At 71.0% G+C, this 23,945-nt stretch carries 20 protein-coding genes and 1 tRNA gene; 17 read left to right on the top strand and 4 right to left on the bottom strand.

Annotated elements, in window-relative coordinates:
• Nucleotides 1-47 precede the first annotated feature (47 nt).
• The 6 genes from cysD to ACWPQI_RS08690 all read left to right on the top strand — a co-directional run bounded on the left by cysD (nucleotide 48) and on the right by ACWPQI_RS08690 (nucleotide 6,671).
• On the top strand, nucleotides 48-965 hold the full coding sequence (gene cysD / locus ACWPQI_RS08665) for a sulfate adenylyltransferase subunit CysD (protein ID WP_017681716.1): 918 nt from the start codon (nucleotides 48-50) through the stop codon (nucleotides 963-965).
• A complete protein-coding gene (gene cysC / locus ACWPQI_RS08670; protein ID WP_119699630.1) occupies nucleotides 965-2,800 on the top strand; it encodes an adenylyl-sulfate kinase in 1,836 nt (611 codons plus the stop codon). The genes cysD and cysC overlap by 1 nt, the downstream gene beginning before the upstream one ends.
• Nucleotides 2,797-3,912, top strand: coding sequence for a 3'(2'),5'-bisphosphate nucleotidase CysQ (locus ACWPQI_RS08675; RefSeq protein WP_010595862.1), 1,116 nt, complete (start codon nucleotides 2,797-2,799; stop codon nucleotides 3,910-3,912). Before cysC ends, ACWPQI_RS08675 begins: the two co-directional genes overlap by 4 nt.
• Before the next feature lie 51 nt (nucleotides 3,913-3,963).
• Nucleotides 3,964-4,959 carry an MBL fold metallo-hydrolase gene (locus tag ACWPQI_RS08680; RefSeq protein WP_010595863.1) on the top strand — a complete coding sequence of 332 codons (996 nt, stop codon included), beginning with the start codon at nucleotides 3,964-3,966 and terminating at the stop codon, nucleotides 4,957-4,959.
• A gap of 13 nt (nucleotides 4,960-4,972) precedes the next feature.
• A complete protein-coding gene (locus ACWPQI_RS08685) occupies nucleotides 4,973-5,353 on the top strand; it encodes a limonene-1,2-epoxide hydrolase family protein (protein ID WP_010595864.1) in 381 nt (126 codons plus the stop codon).
• 148 nt (nucleotides 5,354-5,501) lie between these two features.
• The gene (locus tag ACWPQI_RS08690; protein ID WP_017681714.1) at nucleotides 5,502-6,671 is read left to right on the top strand and encodes an MFS transporter; all 1,170 of its coding nucleotides are present in this window, start codon (nucleotides 5,502-5,504) and stop codon (nucleotides 6,669-6,671) included.
• Between the two features lie 149 nt (nucleotides 6,672-6,820).
• On the opposite strand, the gene ACWPQI_RS08695 is transcribed toward ACWPQI_RS08690, so the two are convergent.
• Nucleotides 6,821-6,896, bottom strand: a tRNA-Arg gene (locus ACWPQI_RS08695).
• Nucleotides 6,897-7,137: 241 nt separating this feature from the next.
• Here ACWPQI_RS08695 and ACWPQI_RS08700 point away from each other — a divergent pair.
• Nucleotides 7,138-9,528: a phosphoketolase family protein gene (locus ACWPQI_RS08700; RefSeq protein ID WP_017682007.1), complete on the top strand. Its 2,391-nt coding sequence runs from the start codon at nucleotides 7,138-7,140 to the stop codon at nucleotides 9,526-9,528.
• Nucleotides 9,529-9,581: 53 nt separating this feature from the next.
• Here ACWPQI_RS08700 and ACWPQI_RS08705 read toward each other — a convergent pair whose 3' ends face one another.
• Both ACWPQI_RS08705 and ACWPQI_RS08710 read right to left on the bottom strand, forming a co-directional pair.
• On the bottom strand, nucleotides 9,582-10,286 hold the full coding sequence (locus tag ACWPQI_RS08705; protein WP_010595867.1) for a DUF305 domain-containing protein: 705 nt from the start codon (nucleotides 10,284-10,286) through the stop codon (nucleotides 9,582-9,584).
• Between the two features lies 1 nt (nucleotide 10,287).
• Nucleotides 10,288-11,121 carry a DUF3105 domain-containing protein gene (locus ACWPQI_RS08710; RefSeq protein WP_048772881.1) on the bottom strand — a complete coding sequence of 278 codons (834 nt, stop codon included), beginning with the start codon at nucleotides 11,119-11,121 and terminating at the stop codon, nucleotides 10,288-10,290.
• A 180-nt stretch (nucleotides 11,122-11,301) separates the two neighbouring features.
• Between ACWPQI_RS08710 and argS the strand changes: the two genes are divergently transcribed.
• The 8 genes from argS to prfA all read left to right on the top strand — a co-directional run bounded on the left by argS (nucleotide 11,302) and on the right by prfA (nucleotide 21,688).
• Nucleotides 11,302-12,954, top strand: a complete 1,653-nt coding sequence (gene argS, locus ACWPQI_RS08715; protein WP_010595869.1) for an arginine--tRNA ligase — start codon at nucleotides 11,302-11,304, stop codon at nucleotides 12,952-12,954.
• Nucleotides 12,951-14,372: a diaminopimelate decarboxylase gene (gene lysA, locus ACWPQI_RS08720; RefSeq protein ID WP_040275908.1), complete on the top strand. Its 1,422-nt coding sequence runs from the start codon at nucleotides 12,951-12,953 to the stop codon at nucleotides 14,370-14,372. The genes argS and lysA overlap by 4 nt, the downstream gene beginning before the upstream one ends.
• Nucleotides 14,373-14,383: 11 nt before the next feature.
• On the top strand, nucleotides 14,384-15,694 hold the full coding sequence (locus ACWPQI_RS08725; RefSeq protein WP_474738846.1) for a homoserine dehydrogenase: 1,311 nt from the start codon (nucleotides 14,384-14,386) through the stop codon (nucleotides 15,692-15,694).
• Nucleotides 15,691-16,785, top strand: coding sequence for a threonine synthase (gene thrC, locus ACWPQI_RS08730; RefSeq protein WP_010595872.1), 1,095 nt, complete (start codon nucleotides 15,691-15,693; stop codon nucleotides 16,783-16,785). The genes ACWPQI_RS08725 and thrC overlap by 4 nt, the downstream gene beginning before the upstream one ends.
• 35 nt (nucleotides 16,786-16,820) lie before the next feature.
• On the top strand, nucleotides 16,821-17,750 hold the full coding sequence (gene thrB, locus ACWPQI_RS08735) for a homoserine kinase (RefSeq protein WP_010595873.1): 930 nt from the start codon (nucleotides 16,821-16,823) through the stop codon (nucleotides 17,748-17,750).
• A gap of 355 nt (nucleotides 17,751-18,105) precedes the next feature.
• Entirely contained in the window at nucleotides 18,106-20,124 is a 2,019-nt protein-coding gene (gene rho, locus ACWPQI_RS08740; RefSeq protein ID WP_072786324.1) for a transcription termination factor Rho, read from the top strand.
• A 140-nt stretch (nucleotides 20,125-20,264) separates the two neighbouring features.
• The gene (rpmE, locus tag ACWPQI_RS08745) at nucleotides 20,265-20,498 is read left to right on the top strand and encodes a 50S ribosomal protein L31 (protein ID WP_010595875.1); all 234 of its coding nucleotides are present in this window, start codon (nucleotides 20,265-20,267) and stop codon (nucleotides 20,496-20,498) included.
• 110 nt (nucleotides 20,499-20,608) lie between these two features.
• On the top strand, nucleotides 20,609-21,688 hold the full coding sequence (prfA, locus tag ACWPQI_RS08750) for a peptide chain release factor 1 (RefSeq protein ID WP_010595876.1): 1,080 nt from the start codon (nucleotides 20,609-20,611) through the stop codon (nucleotides 21,686-21,688).
• Nucleotides 21,689-21,711: 23 nt separating this feature from the next.
• Here prfA and ACWPQI_RS08755 read toward each other — a convergent pair whose 3' ends face one another.
• Nucleotides 21,712-22,182 (bottom strand): hypothetical protein, encoded by a 471-nt coding sequence (locus tag ACWPQI_RS08755; RefSeq protein ID WP_010595877.1) that lies wholly within the window; start codon nucleotides 22,180-22,182, stop codon nucleotides 21,712-21,714.
• 125 nt (nucleotides 22,183-22,307) lie between these two features.
• On the opposite strand from ACWPQI_RS08755, the gene prmC reads away from it, so the two are divergent.
• Both prmC and ACWPQI_RS08765 read left to right on the top strand, forming a co-directional pair.
• Nucleotides 22,308-23,228 (top strand): peptide chain release factor N(5)-glutamine methyltransferase, encoded by a 921-nt coding sequence (gene prmC / locus ACWPQI_RS08760; RefSeq protein ID WP_026138059.1) that lies wholly within the window; start codon nucleotides 22,308-22,310, stop codon nucleotides 23,226-23,228.
• A 36-nt stretch (nucleotides 23,229-23,264) separates the two neighbouring features.
• On the top strand, nucleotides 23,265-23,927 hold the full coding sequence (locus tag ACWPQI_RS08765; RefSeq protein ID WP_010595879.1) for an L-threonylcarbamoyladenylate synthase: 663 nt from the start codon (nucleotides 23,265-23,267) through the stop codon (nucleotides 23,925-23,927).
• Nucleotides 23,928-23,945: the final 18 nt, after the last annotated feature.

Raw genomic sequence — 23,945 nt, forward strand, 5'->3', positions numbered from 1 at the left:
ACCGAGCCGGTACATATTTGGACCGGCGCTCGTGAGCTGGAGCCCTGATGACCCTCACGCCGTCGTACGAACTGCCCCTGCTGCGCGCCCTCGAGGCCGAGTCCGTGCACATCTTCCGGGAGGTCGCGGCCACCTTCGAGCGTCCCGTGGTGCTCTTCTCCGGCGGCAAGGACTCGGCGGTGATGCTGCACGTGGCGGCCAAGGCGTTCTGGCCGGCGCCGATCCCGTTCCCCGTGCTGCACATCGACACCGGCCACAACTTCCCCGAGGTCCTCGCCTACCGCGACGCCGAGGCGGCCCGGCGCCGGGTGCGGCTGCTGGTCGCGTCGGTGCAGGACGACATCGACGCCGGCCGGGTCGTCGAGGACGTCGGTCCGCATGCGAGCCGTAACCGGCTGCAGACCCGGACGTTGCTGCGTGCCCTCCGCGAAGGCGGATTCGACGCGGTGTTCGGCGGCGCCCGCCGCGACGAGGAGAAGGCCCGCGCCAAGGAGCGCGTGTTCTCCTTCCGCGACGAGTTCGGGCAGTGGGACCCGAAGGCGCAGCGCCCCGAGCTGTGGCAGCTGTACAACGGCCGGCACCGTCGCGGCGAGCACATCCGCGTGTTCCCGCTGTCCAACTGGACCGAGCTCGATGTCTGGAACTACATCCGCGACGAACGCGTCGAGCTGCCGCCGCTCTACTACGCCCATCGGCGACCCGTCGTCGAGCGCGACGGAATGCTGCTGGCGCTCAACGAGTTCCTCACCCTCCTGCCGGGCGACGAGCCGCGTGAGGCGCTGGTGCGGTTCCGCACGGTCGGCGACGCCACCTGCACGGGCTGCGTCGAATCCACCGCCGCCACCCCCGACGAGGTCGTCGCCGAGGTCGCGGTCAGCCGCGTCACCGAGCGCGGCGCCACCCGCGCCGACGACCGCATCTCCGAGGCCGGGATGGAAGACCGCAAGAAGGAGGGCTACTTCTGATGACCCGGTTGCTGCGCATCGCCACCGCCGGCAGCGTCGACGACGGCAAGTCCACGCTGATCGGCCGGCTGCTCCACGACTGCAAGGCCGTGCCCGAGGATCAGCTCGACGCCGTCGCCCGCACCAGCCGCGAGCGCGGCATGGACACCCCCGACCTGGCGCTGCTCACCGACGGGCTGCGGGCGGAGCGGGAACAGGGCATCACCATCGACGTCGCCCACCGCTACTTCTGCACCCCGCACCGCGCCTTCGTCGTCGCCGACACTCCCGGCCACGAGCAGTACACCCGGAACATGGTCACCGGCGCCTCGACCGCCGACCTCGCCCTCATCCTCGTCGACGCCCGCAAGGGGGTCGTCGAGCAGACCCGCAGGCACGCCTTCCTCGCCAGCCTGCTCGGCGTCCCCCATCTGGTGCTGTGCGTCAACAAGATGGACCTGGTCGACTGGTCGCAACAGCGCTTCGACGAGATCTGTGCCGAATTCTCCACGTTCGCAGCCAAACTCGACATCCACGACCTGACCTTCGTGCCGGTCTCGGCGCTGCTCGGCGACAACGTCGTCCACCGCACCACCGTCATGACCTGGTACGAGGGCGCCTCGCTGCTGCACCGTCTCGAGCAGGTGCACGTCGACTCCGATCGCAACCTCATCGACGCGCGCTTCCCCGTCCAGTACGTGATCCGTCCCGGTCACGGCGAGCACCGCGACTTCCGTGGTTACGCGGGCACCGTCGCGAGCGGGGTCTTCGCCCCCGGCGACGAGGTGCTGGTGCTGCCCTCGGGCTACGGCACGCGGGTGCGCGCCGTCCACGGCCCGGGCGGCGACCCGGTGCCGAGCGCCTTCGCGGGCAGCGCCGTGTGCCTCGAGCTCGAGGACGACCTCGACGTGGGACGCGGCGACATGCTGTGCCGCCCCGGGAACCGGCCGCTCGTCGGGCACGAGCTCGACGCGATGGTGTGCTGGCTCGCCGAGGGCCCCGGCCTCGTGCCCGACGCCACCTACACCCTGCTGCACACCACCAACGCCACCGCCGCGCAGGTGGTCCGGCTCGACTACCGGCTCGACGTGACCACCCTGCACCGCGACGGGACGGCACGGTCGTTGACGCTCAACGAGATCGGACGGGTCCAGTTGCGGACTCGCCGCCCCGTCCTGTTCGACCCCTACCGGCGCAACCGGACCACCGGAAGCTTCGTGCTCGTCGACGACGCGACCGGCAGCACCGTCGCGGCCGGGATGATCACCGGCCCCACCCTCGCCGCGGCCCCCGTCGTGTGGCACGCGGCGGAGGCGACCCGCGCCGAACGTCTCTCGCGGGGGGCGACGGTGTGGCTGACCGGCCTGTCGGCGTCGGGCAAGTCCAGCGTCGCCGCGGCGCTCGAGCGGCGTCTGCTCGCGGCCGGAGTGCCGGCCTACCGGCTCGACGGGGACAACCTGCGGCACGGCCTCAACTCCGATCTGGGTTTCGGTCCGCAGGACCGCGCGGAGAACGTCCGTCGGGTGGGTGCGGTGGCACAGCTGATGGCCGACGCGGGGCTGGTGACGATCTGCGCGCTCATCAGCCCGTACCGGTCCGACCGCGACCGGATCCGCGAGCAGCACCGGCAGGCCGGGCTGCCGTTCCTCGAGGTGTTCGTCGACACCCCCCTCGCCGACTGCGAAGCCCGGGACCCGAAGGGCATGTACGCGCGGGCCCGGGCCGGGGAGATCACCGGATTCACCGGCGTCGACGACCCCTACGAGCCGCCCACCGGTCCCGAGCTGGTGCTGCGGCCCCAGGACGGCGATCCGGTCGCGCAGGCCGGACTGATCATGGAATTGTTGGCCCCATGACCGATGACGCCGTCCTCGCCACCGAGATCGCCACCGCTGCAGGAGAACTGTTGCTGACCGTCCGCGCGGCCGAGGCCGACGCGCTCACCGGTCGCGAACTCGGCCGCCACGGCGACCGCGCCGCCGACGCCTTCATCCTCGGCCGGCTCGCCGCCGAACGCCCCGCCGACGCGGTGCTGTCGGAGGAATCCGCCGACGACCCGGCTCGGGTGCATGCGAAGCGGGTGTGGATCGTCGACCCCCTCGACGGATCCAAGGAGTACGGCATGCCGGACCACGAGGACTGGGCCGTGCACATCGCCCTGTGGGAGGCCGGTCGCGGCATCACCGCCGCCGCGGTCGCGCAGCCGGCGGTGGGCGCCGTCTACGGCACCGCGGACGTCGGGCGTGCCGAACTGCGGCCGCTGGGCGGCCGACGGCCCCGCATCGTCGTCAGCGGGAGCCGGCCGCCGGTGTTCGTCGCGGACGTCGCCCGCGCCCTCGGCGCCGACGTGGTGCGGATGGGTTCCGCCGGGGCCAAGGCCATGGCCGTGGTGCGCGGCGACGTCGACGCGTACGTGCACGCCGGCGGGCAGTGGGAGTGGGACTCCGCGGCACCGGTGGGGGTCGCGCAGGCGGCGGGGCTGTACTGCGCCCGCATCGACGGCAGCGAACTCGAGTACAACCGCCCCCACCCCTACATGCCGGATCTGGTGATCTGCCGACCGGACTGGGCGCCGGCCCTGATGGCGGCGATCGCCGAGCATGCCGGCGCCCCCACCGACAGTGCCCGGGTCGCGATGGCCCGCTCCTACATCCGTTCCCTCGTCAGTCACGACGCGTCGCATGTCCGGCTTGCGGCCGACGCGTGGCGGGTCGAGAACGGCGTGCGCACCGGCGACACCGGCGTCGAGATCCGGGACCGTCTCGAGCACGGCCCCGAGTACCGCCCGATCCGGCGGGTGCGGGAGCTGACGTTCCGCGAATGGGACGACAACGTCGTCGCGCGGTTCCTGCTCGACCTCGACGCCGGGGACACCGCCCTCACGGTGGCGGTCACCGAGCACTTCGCCATCCCCGCGGGGGAGATCCGCTCGATCGTGGCGATCATCGAGCCGCACGAACACAAATAGTTTACTGTTTGTGTTCATAGACGAGCTAACGATCTAGTGCCTGGAGGACCCATGGACCACGCCCGCGACATCGGCGACGGCATCTTCCGCATCCCCGTGCCGGTCGGCGACCTGCCGGTCGGCGACACCCAGGTGTACGCGATGGAGTCGCCGCGCGGACTGGTCCTCGTCGACGTCGGCTGGAACGACGACACATCCTGGACCGCGCTGCAGGACGGTCTCGCTTCCGTCGGTGCCTCCGTCGCGGACGTCGAGGGAGTGGTCGTCACGCACTTCCACCCCGACCACGTCGGCCTGACCGGCCGGATCCGGGAGGCGTCGGGCTGCTGGGTCGGCATGCACGAGGACGACTTCGGCCAGCTCGCCCTCATGACCTCCGACGACGGCAACGCCGAGTGGGAGGCCGAGCAGTGGCGCCGCGCCGGCGCCCCGGACGAGCAGATCGTCACCTATCTCGAGCGGGCGAGCGGGGAACGCGCGACCGGCAAGCCCGACGTCCACCCCGACCGCAAGCTCGCCACCGACGAGCGGATCGCGCTCGCCGGCCGCACCCTGCGCACGGTGTTCACCCCCGGGCACACGCCCGGCCACGCCTGCTTCTACCTCGAGGAGCACGACATCCTCTTCAGCGGCGACCACGTCCTCGCCACCACGACCCCGCACGTGGGCGACTTCGACTTCCCGCTTGCCGAACGCGACGCCCTCGGCGAGTTCATCGACTCGCTGCGCGCCGTCGGCACGCTCCCGGCGCGGCGCACCCTGCCCGCGCACCGGCAACCGATCGACGACCTCGCGGCCCGCACCGGCGCTCTTGTCGAGCACCACGAACGACGCCTCGACGACCTGTACGCCGCCTTCGGCGACGAGGAGCTGACGCTGTGGCAGGCTGCCGAGCGGATGACGTGGTACCGCCCCTGGGACCAGACTCCGCCCACGGGCAAGCAGATGGCGCTGTCCGAGGCGTCGGCGCACGTGCGGCACCTCATCGAGCGAGGCCGCGCGCGCCGGGTCCCGGGCACCGACCCGGCGCGTTTCGCCCGGGCCTGACGGAAGGAACCGTATGACCCCCGACGAGCTCGTCACCGAATTCTGCCGCCGCTGGGCCGATCCCGACCCGGCCGTGCTCGCGTCCTACTTCACCGACGACGCCGTGTACCACAACATTCCGATGGAACCGGTGCGTGGGCGCGCGGCGATCGAGGAGTTCATCGCCGGGTTCGTCGCCTCGTTCGGCGGCATCGATTTCCGCATCCGGCACCAGGCCGTCCACGGCGGTGTGGTGCTCAACGAGCGGGTCGACGTGTTCACGCTCGGGGGGCGGACCGTGGAACTGCCGGTGATGGGGGCCTTCGAGGTCGTCGACGGCAAGATCGCCGGCTGGCGCGACTACTTCGACCTGGCGCCGATCACCGCGGCGGCGCAGCAGGATCCGGCGGGCTGATACCCGGTCTCGCGGTCGTCGGCCGCAGGTGACTGAGGTTGATCCGGCCGTGGGAGAGTCGGTGCATGCACGCAGTGATCGTCGACGCTCCCGGGAGTCAGCCGAAGGTCCGTGACGTAGCCCGGGCCCACGGCATGCGGGGGAATTCATGACGCTCTCCCCAGGCGGGCGGATCGGCCTGGCCGGAGCGGCGGTGGTCGGGGTCGCCTTCGGCATGGCCCGCTACGCCTACGGCCTGACGCTGCCCGACATCCGGGAAGACCTGCGGCTCTCCGAGCTGGCCCTCGGCCTCATCGCCAGCGCAACGTTTGCGGGCTACCTGGCCGGCCTGTTGCTCGCGGGACGGCTCGCCGCTCGCCGCGGGTCGCGCGCGCCGACGACCGTGGGCGGGGTGTGCGGCGCCGCGGGGGCGGTGATCGTGACCCTCGCGCAGTCCCCGGGGCTGCTCGCCGCCGGTGTCGTCCTGGCCGGCAGCGCCGGCGGCTGGGTCTGGGCGCCCTACTCCGACATCGTGACCCGATCGGTGCCCGCGCGGCAGCAACCCCGAGCGTTGGCGATCATCACCACCGGCACCAGCGGCGGACTGGTACTGCTCGGTGGGCTGGCCGTCCTGGCCGCGGTGGGCTCGTGGCGCCTGGTGTGGGCCGGCATCGCCCTCGCCGCCGTGGCCGCGGCCCTGGCGAACCTGCGCCTGGTGCCGCGGACCGGGCCGGCCCCGCGCCCGGAGGCACGACCCGGTGCCTCCTCGCTGGTGGCAGCGCTGCGGGTCCCGGCAGCCTACTCCGTGGTCTACTTCGCGGTCGTGGTCGTCTACTTCACCTATGCCGCCGACGTCCTGGACCGCGGCACCCTCCCGGCGGCCGCCGTCCCGGCTCTCTACGCGGCCGTCGGCCTCACCGGCATGGTGGGGGTGGCGACCGGGGCCCTCGCGCAGCGAGTGGGCAGCGTCCGGGTCGCCGCGCTGTGCCTCGCGACGGTCGGTGCGGCGCTGGCGCTGCTCGGGCTGGCCGACGGCTCCGTGGCCGCGACCGCGGCCTCGGCGTGCATCTTCGGCATGGGGTACATGACGGGATCCGCGGTGCTCGCGGTCTGGACCGCCGAGTTGGTACCCGAGCGCGCGGGCGCGGCGTTCACGGCCTGCCTCGTCGTGGGAGCGCTCAGCTCGGTCGCAGCACCGGCCCTCGCCGGTGCCGTGATACCCGGCCTGGGGCTGGGGCCGGTGCTCGTGGTCACCGCCGCGGTGTCACTGTTCAGCGCGGCGGCGCTGGTGCTGTGCGGGTCCTCGCGAGGGGCAGCCGTCGGTGACACCGGACCGTGAACACGAGAGCTCCGCTCGTGGCCGGCGCGCACACCCTGCGTTGTGAGGAGCCTGTGTTTCGTGACGCATGGTCTCACGCCGCTCTGCGGCAGTCCGGACCGCAGGAAACGGAACGGCCCCGCGTCGCACTGCGACGCGGGGCCGTTCCGTGGTGCCCTCGGCAGGATTCGAACCTGCGACTTCTTGCTCCGGAGGCAAGCGCTCTATCCCCTGAGCTACGAGGGCGTTCCGGACTCCACCGGTTGCGCGGTGGGGCGGGAGTTAGCGTAGCGCATTGTCGGCGATACGCCACATCGCCTGGTCGGAGCGGGTTTCTCCGGGGCCTCGCCGGGCATCCGGCAGGCGCGGATGCGCCGTCCGGAGACGAACTCTTCGGCGAGTGTTTCCCGGAACGGCCGGCGCGGGCCATCCGCGCGGGGCAGGCTCGACACGAGACCGGACACACACCTGCAGGAGAGGACCGTACGTGGACGCAGGACCCGACACGGCAACCCGCACCGGACCGCTGAGCCGCGAGGAGCTCGCCGCGCTCGACACCTGGTGGCGAGCCGCGAACTACCTGTCGGTGGGACAGATCTACCTGATGGGCAACCCCCTCTTGCGCGAGCCGTTGCGTCCCGAGCACATCAAGCCCCGGCTGCTCGGACACTGGGGCACCACCCCGGGACTGAACTTCGTCTACGCCCACCTCAACCGCGCGATCACCGCCCGCGACCTCGAGATGATGTATGTGATGGGTCCCGGGCACGGCGGGCCCGGACCGGTCGCCGCGGCCTGGCTCGAGGGCACCTACAGCGAGGTCTATCCGGACATCTCCCGGGATGCGGACGGCATGGCGCGGCTGTTCACCCAGTTCTCGTTCCCCGGGGGGATTCCCAGCCACGTCGCCCCCGAGACACCCGGATCCATCCACGAGGGCGGGGAGCTCGGGTACGCCCTGTCGCACGCCTACGGGGCCGCTTTCGACAACCCGGACCTCATCGTCGCTGCCGTGGTGGGCGACGGCGAGGCCGAGACCGGGCCCCTCGCCACCAGCTGGCACTCCACGAAGTTCGTCGACCCGCGCCGGGACGGCGCCGTGCTGCCGATCCTGCACCTGAACGGGTACAAGATCGCCAACCCGACCGTCCTCGCCCGCATCGACCACGACGAGCTCGAGCACCTGCTCCGCGGCTACGGCCACGATCCGGTGTTCGTCGAGGGCTCCGACCCCGAGCACATGCACCAGGCGTTCGCGGCGGCCCTGGACCGCTGCCTCGATGCGATCCTCGAGATCCGGCGCCGCGCACGCCGCGACGGTGTCTCCGAGCGACCGCGCTGGCCGATGATCGTGCTGCGTTCTCCCAAGGGCTGGACCGGACCGAAGGAGGTCGACGGTCTGCCGGTCGAAGGGTACTGGCGCTCGCACCAGGTGCCCTTCGCCAATGCCCGCGACGACGACGGCCACCGCAAGATCCTCGAGGAGTGGCTGCGTAGTTACCGGCCCGAGGAACTGTTCGACGACAGCGGTGCCCCCGTGCCCGCAATCCGCGATCTGCACCCGGCGGGCGAGCGGCGGATGAGCGCGTCCCCCCATGCCAACGGCGGGCCGCTCGTGCGGGACCTGGCGTTACCGGACTTCCGCGACTACGCCGTGCCGGTCCCGGCGCCCGGCACCGGCAGCGTCGAATCGACCCGCGTGCTCGGCACCTTCCTGCGCGACGTCATGCGCGAGAACACGAGCACCTTCCGGGTGTTCTCCCCGGACGAGAACAACTCCAACCGGCTCGGTCCGGTCCTCGAGGCCACCGCACGCACCTGGAACGCCCGCATCCTGCCCGACGACGACCGTCTCGCCCCCGACGGGCGGGTCATGGAGATCCTGTCCGAGCACACCTGCCAGGGCTGGCTCGAGGGCTATCTGCTCACCGGCCGGCACGGCTTCTTCTCCTGCTACGAGGCCTTCGTCCACATCGTCGACTCGATGTTCAACCAGCACGCCAAGTGGCTGCGCACCACCAACGGCATCGACTGGCGCCGGCCGATACCGTCGCTGAACTACCTGCTCACCTCGCACGTGTGGCGGCAGGACCACAACGGCTTCTCGCACCAGGACCCGGGCTTCATCGACCACGTCGTCAACAAGAAGGCCGACGTGATCCGCGTGTACCTGCCGCCGGACGCGAACACCCTGCTGTCGGTGGCCGACCACTGCCTGCGCACCCGGCAGTACGTCAACGTGATCGTCGCCGGCAAGCAACCACAGCTGCAGTACCTCGACATGGATGCGGCAATCATCCATTGCACCAAGGGAATCGGGATCTGGGACTGGGCCGGCACCGACCAGGGGGTCGAGCCCGACGTGGTGCTCGGCTGCGCGGGCGACGTGCCCACCATGGAAACCCTCGCCGCCGTCGAGATCCTGCTCGAATGGTTCCCCGATCTGAGGATCCGCGTCGTGAACGTCGTCGACCTGATGCGGTTGCAGGACCACACCGAACACCCGCACGGGCTGTCCGACCGCGAATTCGACTCGCTGTTCACCACCGACAAGCCGGTGATCTTCGCCTACCACGGCTATCCGTGGCTGATCCACCGCCTGACCTACCGGCGTACCAACCACGACAACATCCACGTGCGCGGGTACAAGGAGGAGGGCACCACCACCACCCCGTTCGACATGTGCGTGCTCAACCAGATCGACCGGTTCGACCTCGCCATGGACGTCGTCGACCGGGTGCCGCGCCTGCACCCGATCTCCGCGTATGCGCGCGAGTACCTGAAGAACCGGCTCGTCGAGCATCACCAGTACATCCGCACCCACGGTGAGGACATGCCCGACATCCGCGACTGGGAGTGGGGCCGGTCCGGCCGGTAGACGCGGAGGGGGACGGCCCGGACGGGCCGTCCCCCTCGTGCGGGTCCGATCGGTCAGTTCACGGGCAGCGGCTGCGCACCGCGCTCCGCGAGCATCGCCGTCATGAGCTCCGACTCGCTGGTCTGGGTGTCGACCATCGTCTGCGCCAGGGTGCGCACCGCCGGCTGGCCCGCGTACTGCGCGCCGTACTCCATCATCGGCAGCCCGCCCTCGTGGTGGCGCAGCATCAACTGCAGGAAAAGCACGTCGAGTTCCGGACCCGTGGCGCCACGCAGGCTCGCCAGGTCCTCGGACGTCGCCATACCGGGCATCCGGGCGGTCCCCGCCCCGTCCGTGTGCGCGGCGCCGTCCGCGTGGCCCACGTCGCCGTGGCTGTGGCCGGAGTCCTCGGTCATCCACGTCATGTAGTCCCCGGCCGGCAGCAGCGGCTGCCCCCACAGCGACAGCCAGCCCTGCATCTGGCCGACCTGGTTCTGCTGGGTGGTGAGAATGTCGTACGCCAGGTTGCGGACCCGCTGGTCGTCCGACGTCGTCAGCGCCACGGCGGACATCTCGACGGCCTGGTTGTGGTGGACGGTCATGTCCTGTGCGAACCCGACGTCGACGGAGCCGGCGCCCGGCGTCGCCGGCTGCGAGTCCTCGAGCGGGATGCGGGCCAGGAATCCGAGCAGGAACCCGATCGCGACGGCGGCGACCAGGCCCAGGATCAAGCCGGTCGTGCGCCGGCCCGTGCCGGCGGTGGCGGTGTCGCTCGTCACGTCAGCTCCCCGCCGGGGCCTGCATGTCGGCGGGCAGCTGCTCGGTGCCGTCCACCGTGCCGCCGTCCATCGGCACCGCGTCCGGGCCCGGCGTCGAAGGATCGAACGGCGGGGGGCTGCTCGAGTCGAACGAGCCGGGCAGGGTGGAGCAGCTCGCGCCGACCTCCGGGTAGGTGTAGCGGTTGAGCCGCAGCGACGCGATGAAGTGATCGATCCGCTCGTCGTCGGCGGCGTCCACCTTCAGCTGATGCCCCCACGACTGCAGGGCGATGGGGGAGTCGAGCCCAGGGTACGGCGACATCATCAGGTAGGACTTGCCGTCCACCTTCGCCGCGAGCGCATCGACGCCGGCCTGATCGACCAGGTCGGGGTTGTAGGTGATCCACACCGCGCCGTGCTCGAGGGAGTGCACGGCGTTCTCGGTGCGGATCGCCTCCGGGTACACGGTGCCGGTGCACGTGGCCCAGATCGCGTCGTGCGGCCCACCGAACGGCGGGGTCTGGTCGTACGCCACGCGCTGCGTGGACCCGATGTGCTGGCCCGCGGGGTAGTCGACCGTCACGACCCCCTCGATCGCGGTCGACGGATCCTGATTCGACTCGGACGGCGTCCACGCCGCCAGCGCCTGGGAGTCCTGGTACTTCGGGATGATGCTGGCGGCGATCACCGCGACCAGCGCGATCACCGCGACCACCCCACCGATCAGCAGCCACGGGATCTGCCGCTGCTTGGGCAGGCCGCGACCGCCGCTCTTCTTCTGGGCGGCCTTGATCGCCTTCGCAGACTTGGCACCGGACTTCTTGCCGGGACCGCCACTTACCGAACCGCTGGGCATCGTTGGGTGCTCTTTCGACGGATGGACAACGAGGGGCGCACGACGCTCGGTCCGCGCGTGCTCTGTCAACTCTACGGGCGGACGGTGGGCGGACGTCCCCGCGGCGGCCGGGCGGTGACCGCGACAACAGGCCGGACCGGCGTCACGGCGGGGGAGGCGGAGCCAATAGGATAGAGACCCGTGACTCCTGCCGACCTTGCCGAACTGCTCCACGGAACCGCTGCGAGGGTGCTCGCCGAGCGTGACCTCGACGTGTCCGTCCTGCCCGCGACCCTGACGGTCGAGCGGCCCCGCAACCCGGAGCACGGCGACTACGCGACCAACGTCGCGATGCAGGTCGCGAAGAAGGCCGGCGTGAATCCGCGGGAACTCGCGGGCTGGCTGGCCGAGGCCCTCACCGCCGCCGACGGCATCGAGTCGGCCGAGGTGGCCGGACCGGGCTTCCTGAACATCCGTCTCGCCGCCGACGCCCAGGGCGCGATCGTCGCCCAGGTGCTCACCCACGCGGCCGCGTACGGCAACGCGGACACGCTGGCCGGAACCCGCATCAACCTCGAGTTCGTCTCCGCGAACCCGACGGGCCCGATCCACCTCGGCGGCACCCGCTGGGCCGCGGTCGGGGACGCGCTCGGCCGGATCCTCACCACCCAGGGCGGCGACGTCACCCGCGAGTACTACTTCAACGACCACGGCGCCCAGATCGACCGGTTCACCCGCTCGCTCATCGCCGCGGCGCAGGGGCAGCCCGCGCCGGAGGACGGGTACGCCGGTGCGTACATCGTCGACATCGCGCAGGCCGTGCTGCAGCAGCGCCCGGACGCGCTCGCGCTGCCCGAGACCGAACGGCACGAGGTGTTCCGCTCGATCGGCGTGGACCTGATGTTCGCCCACATCAAGCGCACCCTGCACGAGTTCGGTGTCGACTTCGACGTGTACTTCCACGAGAACTCCCTGTTCGAGTCGGGTGCCGTGGAGAAGGCCGTCGAGACGCTCAAGACCTCCGGGAGCCTCTACCACCAGGACGGCGCCTGGTGGCTCAAGAGCACCGACTTCGGCGACGACAAGGACCGCGTCGTCATCAAGAGCGACGGCAACGCCGCCTACATCGCCGGGGACATCGCCTACTTCCAGGACAAGCGGGCGCGCGGCTTCGACCTGTGCATCTACATGCTCGGCGCGGACCACCACGGCTACATCGGCCGCCTCAAGGCCGCCGCCGCCGCATTCGGCGACGACCCGGACACCGTCGAGGTGATGATCGGGCAGATGGTCAACCTCGTGCGCGGCGGCGTCGCCGTGAAGATGAGCAAACGCGCCGGCACGGTCATCACCCTCGACGACCTGGTCGAGGCGATCGGCGTCGACGCGGCCCGCTACGCGCTGGTGCGCTCGTCGGTGGATCAGAGCATCGACATCGACCTCGAGCTGTGGGCCAGCACCACCAACGAGAACCCGGTCTACTACGTCCAATACGCGCACGCCCGGCTCTCGTCCATCGGGCGCGGCGCCGCGGAGCTCGGTCTCGGCGCCGAGGGCGCCGACCTGTCGCTGCTCGACCACGAGCGCGAGGGTGAGCTGATCCGCACGATCGGCGAGTACCCGCGCATCCTCGCCAAGGCCGCCGAACTGCGGGAACCGCACCGCGTCGCGCGGTACCTCGAAGAACTCGCCGGCGCCTACCACCGCTTCTACGACTCGTGCCGCATCCTGCCGCAGGGCGACGAGGAGCCGGGACCGCTGCACACGGCGCGGCTCGCGCTGTGCGCGGCGACCCGCCAGGTGCTCGCCAACGGACTCGGACTGCTCGGCGTCAGCGCCCCGGAGCGGATGTGAACGCGCACCCCGCCGGTCCCCGGCACGCCGAGATCCCGCACGCACCGGGCCTGACCGAGCGGCCGGCGAACGCCGCCGAACTGAACCTGCTGCACCCGAACGTGTGGCCCCGCAACGCCCGGCGCGGCGACGACGGTGTCATGACGATCGCCGGTGTGCCCGTGACCGAGCTCGCCGCGCGGTACGGCACCCCGCTCTTCGTCGTCGACGAGGACGACTTCCGCTCCCGGTGCCGGGAGATCGCGGCCGCGTTCGGGCCGGGCGCGAAGGTCCACTACGCGTCGAAGGCGTTCCTGTGCACCGAGATCGCGCGCTGGGTCGACCAGGAGGGCCTGTCGCTCGACGTCTCGACCGGCGGTGAGCTCGCCGTCGCGCTGCGCTCCGGCTTCCCGGCCGGGAAGATCGCCATGCACGGCAACAACAAGTCCGTGGCCGAGCTGCGGACCGCGGTCGCCGCGGGCGTCGGGCACATCGTGCTGGACTCCATGTCGGAGATCGACCTGCTCGACGCGGTCGCCGGCGAACTCGACGTGGTGCAGGACGTGCTGATCCGCGTCACCGTCGGCGTCGAGGCGCACACCCACGAGTTCATCTCCACCGCGCACGAGGACCAGAAGTTCGGCCTGTCCCTGGCCGGCGGAGTGGCCATGGCCGCCGTCCGCAAGGTGTTCGCGAGCGATCACCTGCGCCTGGTCGGCCTGCACAGCCACATCGGCTCGCAGATCTTCGACGTCGACGGATTCGAACTCGCGGCGCACCGGGTCATCGGCCTGCTGCGCGACGTCGTCGACGAATTCGGCGTCGACAAGACCGCGCAGATGAACATCGTGGACCTCGGCGGCGGCCTCGGCATCTCCTACGTGCCCAGCGACGACCCGCCCCCCGTGGAGGAACTCGCCGCCAAGCTGCGGCACATCGTGCAGACCGAGTCCACGCTCGCCGGCCTGCCCGAGCCGACCCTCGCCGTCGAGCCCGGACGCGCCATCGCCGGCCCCGGCACCGTGACCCTCTACGAGGTGGGCACCATCAAGGACGTCGCGGTGGGCGCGCACCAGGTGCGCCGCTACATCAGCGTCGACGGCGGCATGAGCGACAACATCCGCACCTCGCTGTACCAGGCCGAGTACGAGGCCCGCCTGGTGTCGCGGGCCGGCGACGGGGAGCCGGTCGTGTCCCGCGTCGTCGGCAAGCACTGTGAGAGCGGCGACATCGTCATCCGCGATGCCTGGATGCCCGCCGACCTCGAAGCCGGCGACCTGTTGGCCGTCGCCGCGACCGGTGCATACTGCTACTCGATGTCCAGCAGGTACAACCTGCTGCCCCGTCCCGCCGTCGTGGCGGTCAAGGACGGCGCCGCTCGCGTCGTCCTGCGTCGGGAAACCGTGGAAGATCTGCTCAGCTTGGAGGTTACGGAGTGACGACCGAAGCGGTGACCAGCGAACCGGGGCAGCGCCCGATCGGTGTGGCTGTGCTCGGGCACGGCACCGTCGGAGCCGAGGTCGTGCGCATCATCCGCGACGATGCCACCGATCTCGAGGCGCGCATCGGTGCGCCGCTCGAGCTGCGGGGGGTGGCCGTGCGCACCGTCCGCGACGACCGCGGCATCCCGCAGGACCTGCTCACCACGGACGTCGAGGGTCTGATCACCCGCGACGACGTGGACATCGTGGTGGAGGTCATCGGCGGCATCGAGCTGCCGCGCAAGCTCGTGCGCGCGGCTCTCGACTCGGGCAAGTCCGTGGTCACCGCCAACAAGGCGCTGCTCGCGGAGTACACCGGCGAACTCGCCGAGGCCGCCGAGGCCAAGCGCGTGGACCTGTACTTCGAGGCGGCCGTCGCCGGCGCCATCCCGGTCATCCGGCCCCTGACCCAGTCCCTCGCCGGTGACAGGGTGAACCGGGTGCTCGGCATCGTCAACGGCACCACCAACTACATCCTCTCGGCCATGGACGAGACCGGTGCCGACTACGCCGAGACGCTCGCCGAGGCGGTCCGGCTCGGGTACGCCGAGGCAGACCCGACCGCGGACGTGGAGGGCTTCGACGCCGCGTCCAAGGCCGCGATCCTGGCCTCGATCGCGTTCCACACCCGCGTCACCGCCGGCGACGTCTACCGCGAGGGCATCTCGAAGATCACCGCCGCCGACCTGACCACCGCGCGGGCACTGAACTGCACCGTCAAGCTGCTGGCCATCTGTGAGCGGATCACCACCGACGGCCGGGACCGGGTCTCGGCGCGCGTCTACCCGGCGCTGGTGCCGCGTGAGCATCCCCTCGCCGCCGTCAACGGTGCCTTCAACGCGGTCGTCGTCGAGGCCGAGGCGTCGGGCCGCCTGATGTTCTACGGCCAGGGCGCCGGCGGCTCGCCCACCGCGTCCGCCGTGATGGGCGACCTGGTGATGGCTGCCCGCAACCGGGTGCACGGGGGCCGGGGACCGCGGGAATCACGGTACGCGGACCTCGAGATCGCCCCGATGAGCGACATCGTCACCCGCTACTACGTCAACCTGCAGGTCGCGGACCGGGCGGGTGTGCTCTCGGCGGTGGCCGCCGAGTTCGCCAAGCGGGACGTGAGTATCGCCGCCGTGCGCCAGGAGGGCGCCGGCGAGGGGGCCCGCCTCGTGGTGCTGACGCACTGCGCCACCGACAAGGCGCTGTCGGACACCGTCGCAGCGCTCGACCAACTCGAATCCGTGATCGCTGTGACCAGCGTCCTGAGACTGGAGGGATCCGCCGAATGAGCGCGCCCGAGAAGAACACCGCCACCCCCGTGCACACCCCGTGGCCGGGTCTGATCGAGGCGTACCGCGACCGGCTCCCGATCGGTGACAACTGGAAGACCGTCACCCTCCGCGAGGGCGGCACCCCGCTGCTGCCGGCCGCTCACCTCTCGGAACTGACCGGGTGCGAGGTCCATCTGAAGGTCGAGGGCCTGAACCCGACCGGTTCGTTCAAGGACCGCGGCATGACGATGGCCGTCACCGACGCCCTCGCCCGCGGCCAGCAGGCCGTGCTGTGTGCCTCCACCGGCAACACCTCCGCGTCCGCGGCCGCGTACGCCGTCAAGGCCGGCATGGGCTGCGCGGTGCTGGTCCCGGACGGCAAGATCGCGATGGGCAAGCTGGCCCAGGCGGTCATGTACGGCGCAAAGATCATCCAGGTCCAGGGCAACTTCGACGACTGCCTCGAGCTCGCCCGCAAGACCACCGCCGAGTTCCCCACGATCGGCCTGGTGAACTCCGTCAACCCCGTGCGCATCGAGGGGCAGAAGACCGCGGCGTTCGAGATCGCCGACGCGCTCGGCGACGCACCCGACGTGCACGTGCTGCCGGTCGGCAACGCCGGCAACATCACCGCCTACTGGCGTGGCTACACCGAGTACTTCGCGGACGGTCTCACGACCCGCAAGCCCCGCATGCTCGGTGTCCAGGCCGCGGGCGCGGCGCCGCTGGTGCACGGTGCCCCCGTCAAGGACCCGGAGACGATCGCCACCGCCATCCGGATCGGCGCCCCGGCGTCGTGGAACGGCGCCGTGACCGCCAAGGAGGAGTCGGGGGGTGCGTTCCGGGCGGCCACCGACGAGGAGATCCTCGAGGCGTACCGGCTCGTCGCCGCCACCGAGGGCGTGTTCGTCGAACCGGCGTCCGCCGCCTCGATCGCCGGACTGCTCGCCGCCCGCAAGGAGGGCTGGCTCGATTCCGGGCTGAAGGTGGTGTGCACCGTCACCGGCAACGGTCTGAAGGACCCCGACACGGCACTGCTCGGGATGCCGCAGGTGGAGCCGATCCCGGTCGATCCGGTCGCGGTGGCCGCAGCGCTCGAGCTGGCCTAGTGACCGCCTCGCCCTCCTCCGTTGGGAAAGACGACATGACGCAGACGTTGCCCGTCGGGATCTCCGTGACCGCCCGGGTCCCGGCCTCGAGTGCGAATCTGGGACCGGGTTTCGATTCGCTCGGGCTGGCCGTCGGGTTGTACGACGAGATCACCGTCACCACAACCGCATCGGGCCTCGAGGTGCGCGTCGAGGGCGAGGGCGCCGAAGAGGTGCCGTGGGGGCCGTCGCACCTGGTGGTGCGGGCGGTCGAACGTGGCCTCGAAGCCGCCGGCGTGTGGGCGGACGGCCTGGATGTGTTGTGCCGCAACGTAATTCCGCATTCGCGGGGGCTGGGCTCGTCGGCGTCGGCCGCCGTCGGGGGTCTGGCGGCCGCCAACGGGCTCGTGCGCAAGGTGGCGCCCGAGCGCGTGCTCGACGAGTCGCAGCTCGTCCAGCTCGCCTCCGAATTCGAGGGCCACCCGGACAATGCCTCCGCCAGCATTCTCGGGGGCGCGGTCGTGTCGTGGAGCGAGTCGGTCGTCGGCGACGAACAACGCACCTACCGCGCGGTGCCGCTCGCGGTCCACCCGGCGATACGGGTCGTCGTGCTGGTGCCGTCCTCGCGCTCGTCCACCGCCCACACCCGCGGCCTGCTCCCGGATCTCGTGCCGCACCGCGACGCGGCGTTCAACGTCAGTCGCGCGGCACTCGCCGTCGTCGCCCTCACCGAGCGGCCGGACCTGCTGATGCCGGCGACCGAGGACCTGCTGCACCAGGCGCAGCGCGCGCCGGCGCTGCCGCTGACCACCAAGTGGATCGCCACCCTGCGTGCCGCGGGCATTCCCGCCGCGGTCTCCGGTGCCGGTCCCACGGTGCTCGCCCTGACGACCGAGCCGCTCCCCGCGGACCTGCGGGCGGCCGCGGAGGCGGACGACATGACCGTGCTCGAACTCGACGTCGCGGACGGCGTGCAGGTCGTATGACCGAGCCCCAGGGCCTGTCGAGTCGGGAGCCGACCCCCGGCGACACGGCCGGGGGTTCTCCTTGCTCAACGTACAGTTCGTCGCTATTCTGTGCTTAGTCCGCACGTCGTGCGTTTCCGTCGCTGGCTTTCCAGGGCATTCACTCCAGATTCATCGGGGCGATCGATCCTGGATCGATCCTCTCCTGACATCGTTTCGGGGAGACGGACCGACCGCATCTGCCGGAGGATGGCGTGATGGCGGACGTGCCGACCGTTCGATCCGTGAACACGTACGGCAATCCCAGATCGATGCCAGATCTGCGGAACGAACCCTCGACTCTGCGTGGCGCGAGTGAGGGAAGGAAAGGATCTCCGTGACAGATACGGACCTGATCGCTACGCCTGTTCTCGATACCACGGATTCGTCCGCGGGAGCGCAGGCCACCGATCCTGCACAGACTGCACCGCGTGCCGGCCGGCGTGGTGCCGGTCTCTCCGGCATGGTGCTGGCCGAGCTGCGGACCCTCGCGGCCGAACTCGGCATCAAGGGAACCTCCGGGATGCGTAAGGGCGATCTCATCGCCGCGATCAAGGAGCGGCAGAGCGGCGGAGCCGCCGAGCCGGCTCCTGCGCCGGAACAGCCCGCCCGGACCGCCCGGACTCGTCGCGCCCGTGGTGCCGCCCAGGACGCGGCCGGCGCCGACACCGCCGCCTCTGCGGACACTGCCGCCCCCGCCGCCGAGTCGGCGCAGGCGCAGCCCGCTGCGACGACGTCGCCCGAACGGCCTGCCGCGGCGGAACAGCCCGCCGAGGGCGAGGCCGAGGGTGGCCGCCGGGGTCGTCAGCGTCGCGGTCGCCGAGGTGGCGACCAGGCCGCCGAGACGGCCACCACCGAGGCACCCAAGGACGCCGCCGAGGCACGAGCCGACGAGAAGCCGCGCGCCGAGGAGAAGACCGAGGAGAAGGCCGAACCGTCCGACGGCGGTCGCCGCGAGCGCGGTCAGCGCGACGGCCAGCGTGACCAGCGCGACGGCCAGCGTGACCAGCGCGACGGCCAGCGTGACCAGGGCGAACGCCGCCGCGAGGACCGTGGTCAGGGTCCCCGTCAGGACGGCCGCGACGGCCGGGGTGGCGACGACGACGAGGACGGCCGCGGACGCCGCGGCCGGCGCTTCCGGGAGCGTCGTCGCGGACGCGACCGCGGCGAGGCCGGGGGGGACACCCGCGAGCCCGAGATCCGCGAGGACGACGTCCTGCAGCCGGTCGCCGGAATCCTCGACGTCCTGGACAACTACGCGTTCGTCCGGACCTCCGGGTACCTGGCCGGTCCCAACGACGTGTACGTCTCGATGAACATGGTGCGCAAGAACGGCCTGCGCCGCGGCGACGCCATCACCGGCGCGGTCCGCGTGCCGCGTGAGGGGGAGCAGGGCAACCAGCGGCAGAAGTTCAACCCGCTGGTCCGGCTCGACACGGTCAACGGCGGCGACGTCGAGGCCGCCAAGCGCCGCCCGGAGTTCAACAAGCTCACCCCGCTGTACCCGAACCAGCGGCTGCGGCTCGAGACCACCCCGAACATCCTCACCACCCGCGTGATCGACCTGATCATGCCGATCGGCAAGGGCCAGCGTGCCCTGATCGTCTCGCCGCCGAAGGCCGGCAAGACGACGGTGATGCAGGACATCGCGAACGCGATCACGACCAACAACCCCGAGTGCTACCTGATGGTCGTGCTGGTGGACGAGCGGCCCGAAGAGGTCACCGACATGCAGCGTTCGGTCAAGGGCGAGGTCATCGCCTCGACCTTCGACCGGCCGCCGTCGGACCACACGTCGGTCGCCGAGCTGGCCATCGAGCGTGCCAAGCGGCTCGTCGAGCAGGGCCGCGACGTCGTCGTCCTGCTCGACTCGATCACCCGCCTCGGCCGCGCGTACAACAACTCGTCGCCGGCGTCGGGCCGCATCCTCTCCGGTGGTGTCGACTCGACCGCCCTGTACCCGCCGAAGCGGTTCCTGGGCGCGGCTCGCAACATCGAGAACGGCGGCTCGCTCACCATCATCGCCACGGCCATGGTGGAGACGGGTTCGACGGGCGACACGGTGATCTTCGAGGAGTTCAAGGGCACCGGCAACGCCGAGCTCAAGCTCGATCGCAAGATCGCCGAGCGACGCGTGTTCCCGGCGGTGGACGTCAACCCCTCCGGCACGCGCAAGGACGAGCTGCTGATGAGCCCCGACGAGTTCGCGGTGGTGCACAAGCTGCGCCGCGTGCTCTCCGGCCTGGACTCGCACCAGGCCATCGATCTGCTCATCGACCGGCTCAAGAAGAGCAAGAGCAACATCGAGTTCCTCCTGCAGGTGTCGAAGACGGCGCCGGGAGCACTCGACGACTGATCGCCGCGGCCGCGGCGGCGCATGCCCGGGACGGAATTTCTCGTCCCGGGCCTGCGTTTGGCATAATCGAACAGCTCAGTCCGGTCCCGGTTCACGTCTTCGATCCGCGGAGGCGACCCGGCGGCCACGAAAGGGACACCATGAAGGCAGGAATCCACCCCAACTACGGGACGACCACCGTCGTCTGCGGTTGCGGGAACACGTTCGAGACGCGCAGCACCGCGGAGTCGGGACGGATCACCGTCGAGGTCTGCTCGCAGTGCCACCCGTTCTACACGGGCAAGCAGAAGATCCTCGACACCGGCGGACGCGTCGCCCGCTTCGAGGCTCGCTACGGCAAGCGCGCCTCCAAGAAGGCCGCTGCCGACCAGTAGCTGTCTCGCCGACGCCCGGTTCTGTCTCAGTCACAGGCCGGGCGTCGGCTTTTTTTCTCCGGATCCGTGCGCGGCACGGGTCGCCACGACGGACGAGTGGAGCGAATCACATGGCGGGGCAGACCAAGCCGTCGGCCATCGACGACATCCTGGCCGAACACGCCGGACTCGAGCAGCAGCTGTCCGACCCGGCGCTGCACAACGACCCGGCGGCGGCGCGCAGGGTCGGCAAGCGGTTCGCCGAGCTCGCTCCCGTCATGGCCACCTACACCAAGCTGCGGGCCGCGCGCGACGATCTCGAGGCCGCGCGGGAACTGGCCGCGGACGACGCCGCGTTCGCCGCCGAGGTGCCGGCTCTCGAAGAACGCGTCGGCGAGCTCGACAAGGCCCTCACCGACCTGCTCGCCCCCCGCGACCCGCACGACGGGGACGACGTCGTGCTCGAGGTCAAGTCGGGGGAGGGCGGGGAGGAATCCGCGCTGTTCGCCGCCGACCTCGCCCGCATGTACATCCGGTACGCGGAACGCGCCGGCTGGCGCGTGGAGGTCCTCGGCGCGACCATCTCCGATCTCGGCGGCTACAAGGACGCGACGCTGTCGATCAAGTCGAAGAGCGATGTGCGTGACGGTGTCTGGTCCCGCCTGAAGTTCGAGGGCGGGGTGCATCGTGTCCAGCGCGTCCCCGTCACCGAGTCCCAGGGCCGCGTGCACACCTCCGCGGCCGGCGTGTTCATCTATCCCGAGCCGGACGAGGTGGAGCAAGTCCAGATCGACGAGTCGGATCTGCGCATCGACGTGTACCGCTCCTCCGGCAAGGGCGGTCAGGGCGTCAACACCACCGACTCGGCGGTGCGCATCACGCACCTGCCCACGGGCATCGTCGTCACCTGCCAGAACGAGCGGTCCCAGCTGCAGAACAAGGCGCGGGCGATGCAGGTCCTCGCCGCGCGGCTGCAGGCGGCGGCGGAGGAGGCCGCCGAGGCGGAGGCGTCTGCGGGACGGGCCAGCCAGGTGCGCACGGTGGACCGCTCCGAACGCATCCGCACCTACAACTTCCCCGAGAACCGGATCACCGATCACCGCATCGGCTTCAAGGCCCACAACCTCGACGCGGTGCTCGACGGCGACATGGACGCCCTGCTCGATGCACTGGGCACGGCCGACCGGGAGGCCCGGCTCACGGCGGAATGACGCGTGAGCCGGGTACCGGTCCGTTACGGAGCGGGCTCGCCGGGCTCGTCACCCGGGTCGTCGTCCCCGGGCACCTGCGAGATGTCGATGCCGGGAAGCAGGAAGCAGTTCTCACCCTTCGCGTTCCGGTGCGGTCCCCACACGGCGGACACGACCGTGCCGGGCCCCGTGTTCAGGAGCGCGACCGGAACCTCGCTGCTCTGCGGCGACGCGGTCAACGAGGCGCCCCCGGTCTGCCAGGTGGCCGTGTTGACCCAGTTGAGCTGCCCGTTCTGCGCCTTCTGCTCGCCGACCGCGAAGAACAGCTGACCCTCCTCGAGGGCCTCGCTGTCCGTCTCGGTCACGCTGTGGACCGGCGCGACGTAGCTGCAGAGCAGCGGGGTGGGTTGGACGTCGATCGGCGACGCGGACGCGAGTCCGGGCGCCGCGAGGGCGCCGGCGGCACCGAATGCGACGACGGACGCTGCCCGAACCGTGAATTTCGACTTCGTCACAGGAAGATCCTCTCCGTAGTTCCGTAGTCCTGGTCCGAATCGGACGATTCCGATCATGCCGTACACCGACCCGATGAGTGACCTGTCCGTTTCCGTCGCGTGACCGGCATGGCAGTCTGTACGCCGTGACTCGTCAACCCCTGCGCCTGGCGATCCTCGAAGCGGTGTCGGTGCTCGAGGAAGCCGGTGTCCCCAGTCCGCGTGTGGACGCCGAACTGCTCGCCGCGCACCTGCTCGGCATCGAGCGCACCCGTCTCGGGCTCGTGCCGCTCGTCGACCCGGCCATGGTCGACGCGTACCGGGCGATGATCGCGCAGCGCGCCAAGCGGATCCCGTTGCAGTACATCACCGGCAGCACGGGAATGGGGGAGATCGACATCGAGGTGGGTCCCGGCGTCTTCGTCCCGCGACCCGAAACCGAACTACTGCTGGCCTGGGCCCTGGCGCACCTCGAGGGCCTGCAGGAGAATCCGCCGGTCGTGCTCGACCTGTGCACCGGCTCGGGCGCCCTCGCGCTGGCGATCGCGCACGCCCGGCCCGACGCGATCGTGCACGCGGTCGAACTCGAGCCCCATGCCCTCGCCTGGGCGCGGCGGAACGCGGAACGCTGCGCGGCGGCAGGAGACACGCCGATCCTCCTGCATCAGGGAGACGTGACGGACCGCAACCTGCTCACCGCCCTCGAGGGCCGGGTCGACGTCGTGGTGTCGAACCCGCCCTACATCCCCGAGGGCACCGACCTCCCGCCCGAGGTGATCGAGCACGATCCGCACTCGGCGCTGTTCGGCGGCCCGGACGGGCTGTCGGTGATCAAACCGATGGTCGCGAACATCGCCCGGTGGCTGCGCATCGGCGGTGCGGTCGGCATCGAGCACGACGACACCAACGGGCCCCTGGTCGCGGAGCTGTTCGCGCAGCGCCGCGTGTTCGGTGAGGTGACCGAGCACCCGGATCTGGCGGGGCGGCCGCGGTTCGTCGTCGCCCGCCGGGTCCCGACCGACGTGGAGGCGCGACGTGCCCGAGCGCAGGGGGAGTCCGGTGTGTGATGCCGGACTCGTTCGCCGCAGTGGAAGGATGAACCCGTGAGCACTGTCTACGACTGCAACAGCCCCGATTCCCGGGCCGCCGGCCTGACGGCCGCCAAGGGCGCGCTGAAGGCCGGCAGGCTCGTCGTCGTCCCCACCGACACGGTGTACGGGCTCGCGGCGGATGCCTTCGACAGCGATGCGGTGACCGGCCTGCTGCGTGCCAAGGGCCGGGGCCGGGACATGCCGGTGCCGGTGCTCGTCGGGTCGTGGAACACGATCGACGGCCTGGTGAACACCGTCCGCCCGCAGGCGCGGGAACTGATCCGCGCGTTCTGGCCCGGCGGTCTGAGTCTTGTTGTGCACCAAGCTCCCTCGCTCGCGTGGGACCTGGGGGATACGCGCGGCACCGTGATGCTGCGCATGCCACTGCACCCCGTGGTGCTCGAGCTGCTGCGCGAGGTGGGCCCCCTGGCGGTGTCGAGCGCGAACGTCTCCGGCCGGCCGCCGGCCACCACGGTGGACGAGGCGCGCGCCCAGCTCGGCGGATCGGCCAGCGTGTACCTCGACGGCGGCCCGGCCGAACACGCCGTCGCCTCCACCATCGTCGACCTGACCGCCGATCGTCCGCGCGTGCTGCGCGAGGGGGCCGTGGCGGTCGAGGACATCGCGGAGGTGCTGGGCGAGGATCCGGCGCAGCTGCGTACCGGCGGGGAGTGACGGCGGGGACCGGACGAA

It is taken from the genome of Rhodococcus sp. LMD, assembly GCF_056108245.1.

Coding starts and splice junctions, on each gene's coding strand:
- cysD (WP_017681716.1), top strand. CDS start 48: ATGACCCTCACGCCGTCGTACGAACTGCCCCTGCTGCGCGCCCTCGAG.
- cysC (WP_119699630.1), top strand. CDS start 965: ATGACCCGGTTGCTGCGCATCGCCACCGCCGGCAGCGTCGACGACGGC.
- ACWPQI_RS08675 (WP_010595862.1), top strand. CDS start 2,797: ATGACCGATGACGCCGTCCTCGCCACCGAGATCGCCACCGCTGCAGGA.
- ACWPQI_RS08680 (WP_010595863.1), top strand. CDS start 3,964: ATGGACCACGCCCGCGACATCGGCGACGGCATCTTCCGCATCCCCGTG.
- ACWPQI_RS08685 (WP_010595864.1), top strand. CDS start 4,973: ATGACCCCCGACGAGCTCGTCACCGAATTCTGCCGCCGCTGGGCCGAT.
- ACWPQI_RS08690 (WP_017681714.1), top strand. CDS start 5,502: ATGACGCTCTCCCCAGGCGGGCGGATCGGCCTGGCCGGAGCGGCGGTG.
- ACWPQI_RS08710 (WP_048772881.1), bottom strand. CDS start 11,121: ATGCCCAGCGGTTCGGTAAGTGGCGGTCCCGGCAAGAAGTCCGGTGCC.
- thrC (WP_010595872.1), top strand. CDS start 15,691: ATGAGCGCGCCCGAGAAGAACACCGCCACCCCCGTGCACACCCCGTGG.
- thrB (WP_010595873.1), top strand. CDS start 16,821: ATGACGCAGACGTTGCCCGTCGGGATCTCCGTGACCGCCCGGGTCCCG.
- rpmE (WP_010595875.1), top strand. CDS start 20,265: ATGAAGGCAGGAATCCACCCCAACTACGGGACGACCACCGTCGTCTGC.
- prfA (WP_010595876.1), top strand. CDS start 20,609: ATGGCGGGGCAGACCAAGCCGTCGGCCATCGACGACATCCTGGCCGAA.